This window comes from Streptomyces sp. NPDC050535 (assembly GCF_044457665.1).
Classification (GTDB): Bacteria; Actinomycetota; Actinomycetes; order Streptomycetales; family Streptomycetaceae; genus Streptomyces.
Genome location: NZ_JBITHE010000004.1, coordinates 368,277 through 380,730 on the forward strand (window position 1 = coordinate 368,277; position 12,454 = coordinate 380,730).

At 72.9% G+C, this 12,454-nt stretch carries 8 protein-coding genes; 6 read left to right on the forward strand and 2 right to left on the reverse strand.

Annotation, left to right across the window (positions count from 1 at the left end):
- Window positions 1-16: 16 nt before the first annotated feature.
- From ACIBLC_RS12285 to ACIBLC_RS12305, 5 genes are all read left to right on the forward strand, one after another.
- Window positions 17-1,879, forward strand: coding sequence for a glycoside hydrolase family 76 protein (locus tag ACIBLC_RS12285; protein ID WP_399210777.1), 1,863 nt, complete (start codon window positions 17-19; stop codon window positions 1,877-1,879).
- 73 nt (window positions 1,880-1,952) lie between these two features.
- Entirely contained in the window at window positions 1,953-2,543 is a 591-nt protein-coding gene (locus ACIBLC_RS12290) for a sugar O-acetyltransferase (RefSeq protein WP_399210778.1), read from the forward strand.
- Window positions 2,544-2,748: 205 nt separating this feature from the next.
- On the forward strand, window positions 2,749-4,749 hold the full coding sequence (locus ACIBLC_RS12295; protein ID WP_399210779.1) for an NAD-binding lipoprotein: 2,001 nt from the start codon (window positions 2,749-2,751) through the stop codon (window positions 4,747-4,749).
- 432 nt (window positions 4,750-5,181) lie between these two features.
- On the forward strand, window positions 5,182-5,742 hold the full coding sequence (locus ACIBLC_RS12300; RefSeq protein ID WP_399210780.1) for a hypothetical protein: 561 nt from the start codon (window positions 5,182-5,184) through the stop codon (window positions 5,740-5,742).
- 166 nt (window positions 5,743-5,908) lie between these two features.
- Window positions 5,909-8,599 (forward strand): cation-translocating P-type ATPase, encoded by a 2,691-nt coding sequence (locus tag ACIBLC_RS12305; RefSeq protein ID WP_399210781.1) that lies wholly within the window; start codon window positions 5,909-5,911, stop codon window positions 8,597-8,599.
- 721 nt (window positions 8,600-9,320) lie between these two features.
- Here the strand turns inward: ACIBLC_RS12305 and ACIBLC_RS12310 are convergent.
- Together ACIBLC_RS12310 and ACIBLC_RS12315 are read right to left on the reverse strand one after the other, a co-directional pair.
- Window positions 9,321-10,232 (reverse strand): universal stress protein, encoded by a 912-nt coding sequence (locus tag ACIBLC_RS12310; protein WP_399210782.1) that lies wholly within the window; start codon window positions 10,230-10,232, stop codon window positions 9,321-9,323.
- A 169-nt stretch (window positions 10,233-10,401) separates the two neighbouring features.
- Window positions 10,402-11,028 (reverse strand): hypothetical protein, encoded by a 627-nt coding sequence (locus ACIBLC_RS12315; RefSeq protein WP_399210783.1) that lies wholly within the window; start codon window positions 11,026-11,028, stop codon window positions 10,402-10,404.
- Window positions 11,029-11,481: 453 nt separating this feature from the next.
- Between ACIBLC_RS12315 and ACIBLC_RS12320 the strand changes: the two genes are divergently transcribed.
- On the forward strand, window positions 11,482-12,405 hold the full coding sequence (locus ACIBLC_RS12320) for a carbamate kinase (protein WP_399210784.1): 924 nt from the start codon (window positions 11,482-11,484) through the stop codon (window positions 12,403-12,405).
- Window positions 12,406-12,454 lie beyond the last annotated feature (49 nt).

Here is a 12,454-nt window from a genome sequence, read left to right on the forward strand (position 1 = left end):
AGAGAGGCGGCATGTCATGTCAGCACGCATCCACCCCCTCCTCGGCGGACTCCTGGCCCTGTTCCTGGCACTGACCGGCCTCGTCGCCCTCCCCGCCCCCGCCCGCGCCGCGACGCCGGTCTGCGCCCTGGCGTGCGACACCCTCGACCCGTCGAAGGCACGGCAGGACGCCTTTCCGGTACCGGACAAGAACATCAACGGCAGGATTCTGCGACTGCACGTCTCCGACCCGGACAACATGGCCTGGGCGAGCGTCGACAACGGCGCGGCGGGTGACTCGGTCTGGCTGGACCGGTCCTGGGACCGGGGCGCCACCTGGGACGGCCTGCTCGGCAGAGCGACCGTCCCCGGCTCGTGGACCGGCACCCGCACCCTCCTGTACAACATCACCGATCCGGTCGGGCACCGGCGCGGCTGGATCCGCGCCTGTGCCGACGCCGCCACGGTGACCTGCACCGACTGGGTGTACCCGCGGGTGTGCGACAGCACGTCCTGCGACGGCGCCGACCCCGGCACCGCGGCAGGCGACGACACACCCGTACCGCCTGCCACCCTCTTCGGGCGCACCATCAGCCTGCACGTCGATCAGCGCGGCGCCATGGCCTGGGGTGTCATCGCGGGCGGCGGCGCGGGCGACGAGATCTGGCTGGACCGCTCCTGGAACGGCGGCGCGAGCCACCCCGAGGGCTCCTCCCTCGGCCGTACGAGTGTGTCCTCCGGGGCGGTCTCGGCCAGGACCCCGATGTACGCGACCCGGGACCCGCGCGGGCTGCTGTACGGCGGGGCGGTCCGCGCGTGCGGCCGTGAGGCCGCGCACCAGGAAGGCAGCTGCACGGCCTGGGTCAGGCCCGCACCGACCCGGGCACGCGCGGCGGCCGACGCGCTGATGGCGTCGTACCAGACCAACGAGGGCTGGTGGCGCAGCAGTTGGTGGAACTCGGCCGTCGCTCTCACCTCGATCGTCGACTTCGCCCGGCAGAGCGGGCGGCACGACTACGACTGGGCGATCGCCCGTACCTTCGAGCAGAACCGCGGCGTCTTCCCCGCGGGCGCGCGCGGCTCGGATCCGGTCGAGGGCCACTTCATCAGCCGCGCCGTCGACGACGCGGCGTGGTGGGCGGTGGCCTGGCTGGCGGCCTACGACCACACCGGGCAGCAGCGGTACCTGGACGAGGCGGTCACGATCACCGGCTACGTCCACCAGTTCTGGGACACCGGGAGCTGCGGCGGCGGGGTGTGGTGGGACCGGGAGCGGACGTACAAGAACGCCGTGACCAACGGCCTGTACCTGTGGCTCACCACGTCGTTGCACCAGCGGATCGGCGGCGACACGATGTGGGGCGCCCGGGCGACCACGGCAGCCGACTGGTACCTCGCCGCCGGCCTGATCAACTCCTCGGGTCTGGTCAACGACGGGCTCACCTCGGGCTGCGGCAACAACGGCCAGACGGTGTGGAGTTACAACCAGGGGCTGGCCATCGGCGCCTTCACCGAACTGTGGCGGTCCACGGGAAGCGGCCGGTACCTGGACACGGCGAAGCGTCTGGCCGACGCCGCGATCTCCTCACCGGCACTGACCCGTGGCGGCGTGCTGACCGAGTCCTGCGATGTGGGCACCGCGTCCTGCGACGACAACCAGAAGCAGTTCAAGGGCATCTTCATGCGGCACTTCGGCGACCTGGCGTCCGCCACCACCTCGAACACCTACCGGGCGTACGTCACGAAACAGGCCGACTCGATCTGGGCCGGCGACCGGGACACCCTCAACCGCCTCGGCCAACGCTGGTCCGGTACCAGCCCCAACCCCTCGGACTGGCGTACGCAGGCCAGTGCGCTGGAGGCGCTGACGGCCGCGGAGCGTCTGTCCGACTCGGGCTGACAGCAGGGGGCCACGGGGGGCAGCTCCGCTCCCTACGCTCAGTGGACACACCACGAGAGAGAGCGACCAGCACGTGATTTCTGAAGGCCTGCGTGCGCGCATGCTCAGCGGCGCGATGTACAACGACCTGCTCGATGAGCTCGTCCGGGCGAGGGAGCAGACCGTGCTGCTCACCGACGAGTACAACCAGAGCTTCGGACGGCCCGTGGCGGAGCGGACGGGGATTCTGCGGCGCCTCCTCGGCGGGACCGGCGCCGCGGCGCATTTCGAGCCCACGCTCCGGTGCGAGTTCGGGTCCAACATCACGCTCGGCGAGAACTTCTACGCCAACTTCGACTGCGTCCTGCTCGACGGCGGCGGCATCACCATCGGCGACAACGTCCTGTTCGGCCCCAGAGTGTCGATCTACACCAGCAACCACGCCATCGACCCCGCCGAGCGGGTGGCCGGCGGCTGCTACGCACGTCCGGTCTCGGTGGGCGACAACACCTGGATCGGCGGCGGCGTCACCATCAATCCCGGAGTCTCCGTCGGACGCGACGTCATCGTCGGGTCGGGCAGTGTCGTCACCAGGTCCGTGCCCGACAGCATGATGGTCGCCGGAGTCCCGGCGCGCGTGATCCGGCCGATCACCGACGCGGACAGAACCGGATACCGCCCCTGACACCCCGCCTCCGCGCCCCTCGGCATGACCGGGGCACTTGCCCGAAAGAATGAATCAACCCCCGAATCCCGCGTGTCCCGATGCCACAGGCAGCACTGTGCGAAGGCGGGCCGGTCACCGCCGTACCCGTCCGCACGGCGGACGGCGGTCCGGCACGGGACGACGCACCGCGGCGAGCGCGGGACGGGCGAGGAGTGGGGTGGGAGTGGAACCGCTGAAGGGCCGGCGGCCGGTTTCTTTGCGGGACAGGGCGCGCTACCGGTTCGACCGTACGCTGGCCCGCAGTACCGGCAGTCTGATGGGCTGGCTGGTGATCTCCTGCCTGGCCGTCGTCGTGCCGGTGAGCGCGCTGCTGGTGTGGACGGACCCCGGTTCCCCGCGGTCACTGTCGGGCAGGCTGACGGCGGTGTGGCGGACCAGCGGGGAGACGCTGCGTCTGGGTTCGCTGACCGGCACCCCACTGCGCATGCTGCTGTCGGCCCTGCTCGGGCTGGTCGCCCTGCTCTGTGTGTCGACCCTTGTCGGGGTGATCAGCACCGGCCTGGAGAAGCGCCTGGCGGAGTTGAGCCGTGGGCGGTCGACCGTTCTGGAGGAGGGCCATGCCGTCGTCCTCGGCTGGTCGGACCAGGTGTCCACGGTGGTGGGCGAGTTGGTCGCCGCCCAGGCCCCGTACCGGCCGCGGGCCGTCGTCCTGCTGGCGGACCGCGACAAGGCCGAGATGGAGCGGGCCCTGGCCGCCCGGACAGGTCCGACGGGCCGGACCCGGATCATCTGCCGCAGCGGCCCGGCGAGCGACCCCGGCGTACTCGCGCTGGTCAGCCCGCGGACGGCGAGCACCGTACTGGTGCTGCCGTCCGGGGAACCGACGGCGGACGCCGAGGTGCTGCGCACCCTGCTGGCGCTGCGAGCGGTTCTCGGTGAGGGGGCGGACGGGCCGCCGGTGCTGGCCGCGGTACGGGACGACCGGTACCGGGCGCCGGCTCAGCTGGCCGCCGGCCCACGCGGCACGGTCCTGGAGACCGACACGGTCACGGCCCGGCTGATCGCGCAGTGCGTCGGCCGTCCCGGACTCTCGCTCGTCCTGCGCGAGTTGCTCGACTTCGCCGGTGACGAGTTCCACCTCGCCGACGCCGACGCGTTCCACGCGGGCCCCTTCGGTGCGGCCCTGCTGGGTCATGCCACCTCCTGCGTGGTCGGACTGCTCACCCCGCGGGGCCGGACGCTGCTGAGCCCGCCCGCGGACACCGTCGTCGCGCCGGGGAGCCGTCTGATCGTTCTCACCCGCGACGAGGACGCGGTACGGCCGGAGGACTGTCATCACCTGATCGACCCGTCGGCGATGGTCACCACTCAGCCGCCGCCGGACGACGCCGCGCGCCTGCTGCTGCTCGGCTGGAACAGACGCGCGCCCCTCCTCGTCGACCAGTTGCGGCGCACGGCCCGGCCGGGCTCGGTGCTGGACGTGGTGACGGACAGGGCCGTCCCGGGGCCGGCACGGGAACCGGACCCCACGACAGCGCCCGCCGCGCGGCTGGCCGTACGGTTCCAGTCCGCCGACCTGTCGCGGCCCGAGACCCTGTTGGGGCTCGACCTCGCCCCGTACGACGGGATGGTCGTCCTCGGCCCGGATCCGGGCGAGGGTCCGGAGCGTCCCGACGACCGGACGCTGGTCACCCTGCTGGCCCTGCGGCTGCTGGAAGAGCGCACCGGACGGGAACTGCGCGTGGTCACCGAACTCACCGACGACCGCAACCGGCCCCTGGCGCCCGTCAACCCCGGCTCCGACGTCATCGTCAGCGGAGAGCTGACCGGACTGCTCATGGCGCAGATCGCGCAGAACCGGCATCTGGCTGCCGTGTTCGACGAGTTGTTCTCCGCCGACGGCAGCGGGATCTGTCTGCGGCCTGCGGGGCGCTACGTCCGTCCGGGCAGCGAAGCCACCTTCGCCACCGTCGTGGCCGCCGCGCGCGACCTCGGCGAATGTGCCATCGGGTACCGCCGTCACGACCGGTGGGCGATGCCCCCGGGCCACGGGGTCCGGCTCAACCCCCACAAGGGCGAACGCCGCGAGTGGAGTGCCGAGGACCAGGTGGTCGTCGTGGCAACCGAACCACCGCTACAGAACGAGCCCGCCGCCGACACCGCCACCACCTCCGCACGGCAGCCGGACGGGGACCAGCCGGGGCGGGCCGACACCAGGTCGTAGCGGCGAGGCCGCTGCCGGTCCGGCGGGCCGGCAACGGAGCGCGCGCCCAACCCTCCCCTGTCCTGTCGCACCCTGAGCAATTGGAGAGACTTCGGGCCCGTCAACGGTGCCATCCAGGACTCCCCCGACTCGCCGCCATGGCAGTCGTATCGGCAGGATCCGAACGACAGGCCGGAACAACCGACGCTGCGAGGGCCGTGGGTGAGCCCCCGGCAGGCAGGCCAAGCAGCCGAAGCCAATCCGGCCCCGCCGTCGAGTCGACCGGCCATCAAGGGCTTCGTCGGGGCTCCGTCGAGGGCCAAACGGGGCCCATCGGCCTCATACATGGGCCGATGGGCCCTGCTCCGGTGTGCGGAGTGCCTGCGATCGTCACTGCGGGGCTACTCGTACTGCGGCGTTCGGAAATGGGACTCGGTCAGGGGCGTGGAGGTCATGGGCGGGAAGGTGAGCTGCTGGCGGTGGCGGCGCAATCCGCTCAGGCGTCGCTCCGATGCCGTCGAGGCGTGGGTCGTCCTGGTGACGGCCGTGGCGATGGCGGTGGGCATGCCCCTGGTCGGAGCCCTGAGCGCCGTGACCGTCGAAAGCGGGCTGCTCCACCAGCGCCAGGACCGGCACCGTACCTCCGCCGTGCTGACCGAGGACGCCAGGAACTCGGGGCCCGGCACGTACGCCCGCAGTTGGGCGGTCGTTCGGTGGACGGCGTCCGGCGACTCGGCCCGTACCGCGGGGGCACGTGTCGCGCCGGGCAGCAGAGCAGGCGCCACGACCGTGATCTGGACGGACGGGCAGGAGCGGCTCGTCGGTGCGCCGCTCACCCCGGGGCAGGCCGTCGCACGGTCCGCTCTCGTGGGGGTGCTGGCCGCGAGCGGCGTCGCCCTGTTGCTGCTGGCCGGCCGTCGGGCCGTACGAATGCGCCTGGACCGGCACCGCGCGGCGCAGTGGGAGCGGGCGTGGGCCTTGACCGGTCCCCTGTGGAGCGAGAAGCGCGCCTGACTCCTGTGCCGGCGCCCGGACATGGACGCCCAACGGCTCTACCGCCGGGATGACACGGACCACAGTGGTGATCGCCTGGCAGGACCGGCACGAACCCGCGGATGCCGGTGTGGATCCCGGAGACCGTGCACCACCGTCGGCCATCGCATCGAACCCGGAGAGAACCATGACACCTCAGCCCGCACCCGCACCCGCACCCGCACCCGCACCCGCACCCGGCATCGTGCACCCACCGGGTCTCAGCGCGGACCAGGCCGCCCGGCGGCTTGCGGAATGCGGTCGCAATGAGCTGGGCGCGCCGCGCCGGATACCGCTGCGCTCGCGGATCGGCGCGCAACTGCGCGATCCGATGATCCTTATCCTGCTGGCGGCGGTGGTACTCACCGTGGTGACCGGGGACCACGCGGACGCGGTGGTCATCGCCCTGGTGATCATCGCGAACACCACCGTGGGGGTGGCCCAGGAAGTTCGCGCGGACAACGCCGTCGCGGCGCTGTCCGCCATGACTGCCCCGACGGCCCGGGTGCTGCGCGGCGGCACCGAACACGAGGTGGCATCGGCGACCGTCGTACCGGGCGACGCTCTGGTGCTCGGTGAGGGCGATGTCGTCCCCGCGGACGCGGTGCTGGCCGAGTCGTCCGCACTGCTGGTCGACGAGGCGGCGCTGACCGGCGAGTCGGTGCCGGTGGACAAGGACGCGGGGGCCGAGGATCCGGACGCCGGACGGCTCCAGGCGGGCACCGTCGTGGTACGCGGCCGGGCCGTCGCCACCGTCACCGCGACCGGGCCGCACAGCGCTCTCGGCCGCATCGCCGCCCTGCTTCACCCGCACCCCGAACCCACCCCCCTGCAACGCCGACTGGCCGGCCTCGGCCGGGTGCTGGCCCTGGTGGCGGTTGGCCTGTGCCTGATCGTCTTCGTTCTCGGCCTCGCCCGCGGCCAGTCGCCTCAGATCATGGCGGTCACCGCGGTCAGCCTCGCCGTGGCCGCCGTCCCCGAGTCGCTGCCCGCTGTCGTCACCCTCGGCCTGGCGCTCGGTGCCCGGCGGATGGCCGCCCGCCGCGCGCTGGTACGACGGCTGTCCGCGGTGGAGACCCTCGGCTCGGTCACCATGCTGGCCACCGACAAGACCGGCACTCTCACCGAGGGCCGGATGGTCGTGGAACGGGTCTGGACCACCGGGAGCACGACCGGCACGGCCGTTCTCACCGGCAGCGGATACGGGCCGGTGGGAGAGGTCCTGGTCGCCGGTGGGCCCCCGGACCCCGCCACGCTGCGTGCCGTACAGGACCTGCTCACAGCGGCCGCGCTGTGCAACGACGCCTCGCTGCGGCCCTCGGAGAACGGCACGGACGGCTGGACGGCGCTCGGCGATCCCACCGAGGCCGCGCTGCTCGCCGCCGCCGCGAAGGCCGGCCGCGACCGTGCCGGACTGCTGCCCGCGCACCCGCGCGTCGGCGAGGTGCCGTTCGACAGTCTCCGCAAACGCATGACCACGCTGCACCGCGCGCCCTCCGGCCAGGTCGAGGTCTTTCTCAAGGGCGCGCCGGAGGCGGTGCTCGTCGGCGAGACCCTGGACGAGAGCCCCGACCTGCTGGAACGCGCCCGCCAGGAGGCCGCCGCGCTCTCCGCCGAGGGCTATCGCGTCCTGGCCGTGGCGTCGGCCCTGCGCGACGACCTACCGGCCCGGTACGAGGACGCCGAGACCGGGCTGCGGCTGCTGGGTCTCGTGGCCATCAGCGACCCGCCCAAGGAGGCTGCCGCGGCGACCATCACGGCCTGCCGGCTGGCCGGCATCACCCCGGTGCTGATCACCGGTGACCACCCGGCCACCGCCCGCGCCATCGCGACCAGGGTCGGGATCCTCGGCCCCCGCGACGGCGCCCCCGGCACCACCGCCTCCGACGAGGTGGTAACCGGCGAGGACCTGGCCGCCGGGCGGGTCCCGGACCTCACCCGGGTCCGGGTGTTCGCCCGCACCACCCCGCAGCAGAAGCTGGACATCGTCCAGGGCTGGCGCGCCGGTGGTGCCGTCACCGCCATGACCGGCGACGGCGTCAACGACGGCCCGGCGCTGCGGCAGGCCGACATCGGTGTGGCCATGGGCCGCCGGGGAACCGAAGTCGCCCGGCAGGCGGCCGACCTGGTGCTCGCCGACGACGAACTGTCCACCGTGGTCACGGCGGTGGAGGAAGGCCGCCGGGTCTACGACAACATCCGCCGCTTCCTGCTGTACGCCCTGGCCGGTGGCGTCGCGGAGATCCTCGTCATGCTGCTCGGCCCGCTGTTCGGGCTCGCACTGCCCCTGCGGGCCGGCCAGATTCTGTGGATCAACCTCCTCACCCACGGTCTGACGGGTGTCGCCATGGGTGCCGAGCCGGTCTCCCGGCAGGCCATGCGCCGCCCGCCGCGCCCGCCCGGGCAGCATGTGCTCGGCGGCGGGCTGTGGCAGCGGATACTCCGCCTGGGCACGGTGGTCACCGTCGCGAGTCTCGCCGCGGGGCTGTGGGCCCGGCACGCCGGGCAGCCCTGGCAGACCACGCTGTTCCTCGCGTTGCTGGCCGCCCAGCTCGGCGTCGTACTGGGGCTGCGAGAGCGGCTGTTCACCCGTGAGAACCCCTTCCTGCCCTGGGCGGTGCTGGCCGCGGCGGGTCTGGGCGCGGCCGCGCTGTACGTGCCGTTCCTGCGGGCCGTCCTGGAGACCTCGGCGCCAGCCTGGCCCGGTCTTGCGGCCGCTCTCGCCGCCGGCCTGGCCGGCTTCGGCACAGCCCGCGCGGAGAGCCGGTCCACACGGGCCGCCGGCCGCCCGGACGGGGACCGGGCCCTGGCCGCTGCACACCCCGTGACCGATGAGTGACAAGTGGAAAGGAAGCGATCGGCCGTGTCGGAACCGCTGAGGTACGCAGGGGACATCGGGCAGCGGGTGGGCCTGCGGCGCGAGGAGTTGGGGCTCTCCAGGGAGCAGGTGGCCGAGCGGGCGTGGCTCTGAATTACCTGCGGTGCGTGGAGGAGCGGCCGACCTCACCGGGAACGGGGTTCCCGACCCGGCAGGCCGACGCACTGGAGACCACTGCTGCTCAACTGCGCGGAGGCGATGCCGACTTACGGTCCCGTCATGGAACAGGCGGCTCACCAAGCCGAGTTGACGGAGGAGGATCACAGGGAGCGCTGGGCAGCCCGGCTTTCCAGGCACGGCGTGGGACGCGACCCGCGGTCCGCACCCGACGGCACCGCCTTCGTCCCGGACAACCGCACGGCCGTGGACAACCACACGACCGCGGACGGCACGGTCGCCTTCAGGACCACGCCCGGTGCTGCTCCCCGGTGCCACGCCCGCCGGAGCCGAGGCCGCCTTCGAGGTGGACCACATCGGCGATGCGCCCAGCCAGGGCTGGAGCGTCCTCGTCGTCGGCCGTGCCGAGTACGTGACCGACCCCGCCGCCCGGCACCTCTTCGGCGAGGCCCGCTCCGCGCCATCGGGGGCGGCGATCGCGAAATGTGGGTGCGCATTGCTCCGGAGCGCATCAGCGTCCGCTGATCCGCTCCGGGGTGGGTACGGGGGGCCGGGGCCACCCGGGTCAGTCGTGCGGGACGACCGCGACCGGGGCCGCGGCGTGGTGCATCACCGCGTGGGCGACCGGGCCGAGGTGTGTGCCGATCGCCGATTCGCGGTTGCGGCGACCGATGACCAGCAGACCGGCGCCGGAAGCGGCCTCCACCAGGTGGTGGGCGGCTCCGCCGGTCACGGACTCCTCCGTCACCTGGACTCCGGGGAACTTCTCCCGCCACGGGCGCAGCGCGTCGGTCAGCCCGATCGCCTCCTGTGCGGCCAGTTCGCCGCCCAGGCCCGGAGTGACGGCGCCGGAGGTGTAGCCGAAGCCGGTGTCCATGCCGTAGTAGGCCGGCGGGGACCAGCCGTGAATGACACGCAGCGCCGACTCGCGACGGGCGGCGGCGTCGAAGGCGAACTCGATCAGCTCGTCGGCGGGCCGCCGCAGGTCCAGGCCGAGCACGACCTCGCCGAACGGGGGCTCCGCGGGGCGAGGGCTGGAGGCGTCCGGCTCCTCGGCCCGTACCAGAACCACCGGGCGGCATGCGTGGGCCACCACCGAGAGGGCCACCGAGCCGACCAGGAAACCGCCGATACCGCTCAGCCCCCGCGATCCGATGACCAGCAGTTCGGCGTCGTCCGCTGCCGCCAGCAGCACCGGGACCGGCTGCCCGTTGACCTGGTCCGCACTGACCCGCAGGTCGAGGTAGCGGTGACGCAGATCCTCCTCGGCCTCACGCGGCACGCGCTCCGCCCAGTGGCGCTGCAGCCCCGGCCCGACCGACTGCGCGTAGGCGGTGGGGTAGTTGTACGACTGGAGTTCCCATGCGTGTACGAGGCGGCAGGGCAGATCACGGAGCAGGGACTCACGGGCCGCCCAGTCCGCCGCGGCCAGGCTTTCGCGCGAGCCGTCCAGGCCCACGGCGATGATGCGGGACATGCTGCCAACTTCCTTGTGGAATAGGTGCGTTGTCGCCCATTGCGCGGTCGGCGGCGTGGGAGGCCGAGCTGTCCGGCGCGCCCCGGTGGGACCGCGCGGTGCCGCTGCTCACCGCCGGAGGTCGGGCCAGGGGGACCGGATCACCGGTCCCCCTGTGTACGGGCCGCGGTCAGCGGAGCCAGGCGTGGTCGCGGACGACGGGGAGGCGGGCCCAGGTCCTGCCGAGTCCCCAGGTGGTGCCGGCCGAGGCGACCGCGAGGGCGATCAGGACGACCGCGTACAGGACGTGGTAGTCGATGAGCGGGTTGGAGGACATGCTCGGCGAGCCGTCGGCCAGGTGCTTGGCGGGCGGCCACTCGGCGATCCACATGAACGCCATCAGGGCGGTGCCGGCGACCGCGGCGAGCCGCAGTGCGATGCCGCTGACCAGGGCGAGACCGACGCCGAGCAGGCCGAGCATGAACAGCCAGTTCGCCCAGCCCGCTCCGGCCCAGGAATGGAAGGTGGACTGCATGGGTCCGGCGGCGACGCCGCTGAGGAAGCCCTTGGTGGGTGAACCGCCGTCGGTCCACGCCTTGTCGGACGCGGTGGCGTAGCCCCAGCCGAAGGTCTTGTCGAGGAAGGCCCACAGGAAGATGAACCCGGTCGCGATCCGCAGCCCCGCGAAGACCTGCGCGCTGGTCGCCGTGGCCGTCGTGTCGGTTGTGGTCTCGCCGGACCTCTGGGACGCGCCGGCCCGCCGTCGTGACGGGAGGTGGAACCCCGTGTGCCGGCCGGGAGTTTCGTGTACTGCCATGATGTTCATCCCTGTCTGGGTCTGGTAGGCGTAGCGCGATATCTGTCCGCGTGCCGTCGTCGTCCTGCACTCAATGTCCTGCCCGGACCAGTCGGCCCACAGGGGCCCACAGGTACCGTCACAGGGGCCGAACGTCCCTTCCCTCGCTTCCCGGAGCCGCACGGGTGCCGAACCGGGTTCTTCCGTCCTGCGCCGCCGCCTGCTCGTTTCGGGCGGAATCGGCGCCGGGGGCGGGAGGTTGGGGCCGTTCGGCCCCTGCAGCGCGTCCGCTTCGGCCAGGACGCTGGAAGCGGACCGTCCGACGCGGCCGCACCGTCATCGGGAACCTCGACGTACGGCGAGGCCGGCCTGTCCGGACCCCGCCGTCGGGACCTCATCGAGCGCACCGGCATCGGCACCGCCCTCGGCTTCGGCGAACTCGGCATGCTCGGCGGCACTTTGGAGGACTGACCCATGCGCATCGTCGTAGCCCTCGGCGGCAACGCCCTGCTGCACCGCGGCGAACGCCCCGACGCGGCCGTCCAGCAGGCGAACATCGACCGGGTGACCACCGCGCTCGCGGCTCTCGCCCACGAGCACGAGATCGTCGTCACGCACGGCAACGGGCCGCAGATCGGCCTGCTCGCCGTCGAGAGTGCGGCCGATCCCACCCTGAGCGCCCCCTATCCGCTGGACATGCTCGGCGCCCAGACCCAGGGCCTGATCGGTTCCCTGCTGGCGCGCACCCTGCACAACGCCCTGCCCGGGCGCGGGATCGCCGCGCTGGTCACCCACACCCTCGTACGGGCCGACGACCCCGCGTTCGACCGGCCCACCAAGTTCGTCGGCCCTGTGTACCCGGGCGTGTCGGCGGTGCCCCTCGCCCGGGAACAGGGCTGGCAGATCAAGGCGGACGGCACGGGCCGGCGTCGCGTCGTCGCGTCCCCGGCGCCCGAGCGGATCCTGGAGACCGAGACGATCCGCGAGCTGCTGAACAGCGGCACGCTCGTCATCTGCGCGGGCGGCGGAGGCGTTCCCGTCACCGCCGACCGTGTCACCGGCGCGGTGACCGGCGTGGAAGCCGTCGTCGACAAGGACCTCACCGCGGCGCTGCTTGCCGAGGACCTGAAGGCCGACTTCCTGCTCATCCTCACGGACGTTCCCTGCGTCTACGCCGGCTACGGCACCACCGAGCAGCGGCCCCTCCTCCACGCCACCCCGGCCGAACTGCGCGGGGGCGGATTCCCTGACGGTTCGATGGGGCCCAAGGCCGAGGCCGCCGCACGGTTCGTCGAGCGGACCGGCGGGGCGGCCGCGATCGGTGCCCTGGACGCGGCGTACGAGATCGTCCACGGCAGGTCGGGCACGCTCGTCCGGCCGGATCCGCCCGTCGGATGAGAGGCCGTCGCGGGAGGACGGGCCGAACGGCCCCCACAAGGGGACGGAC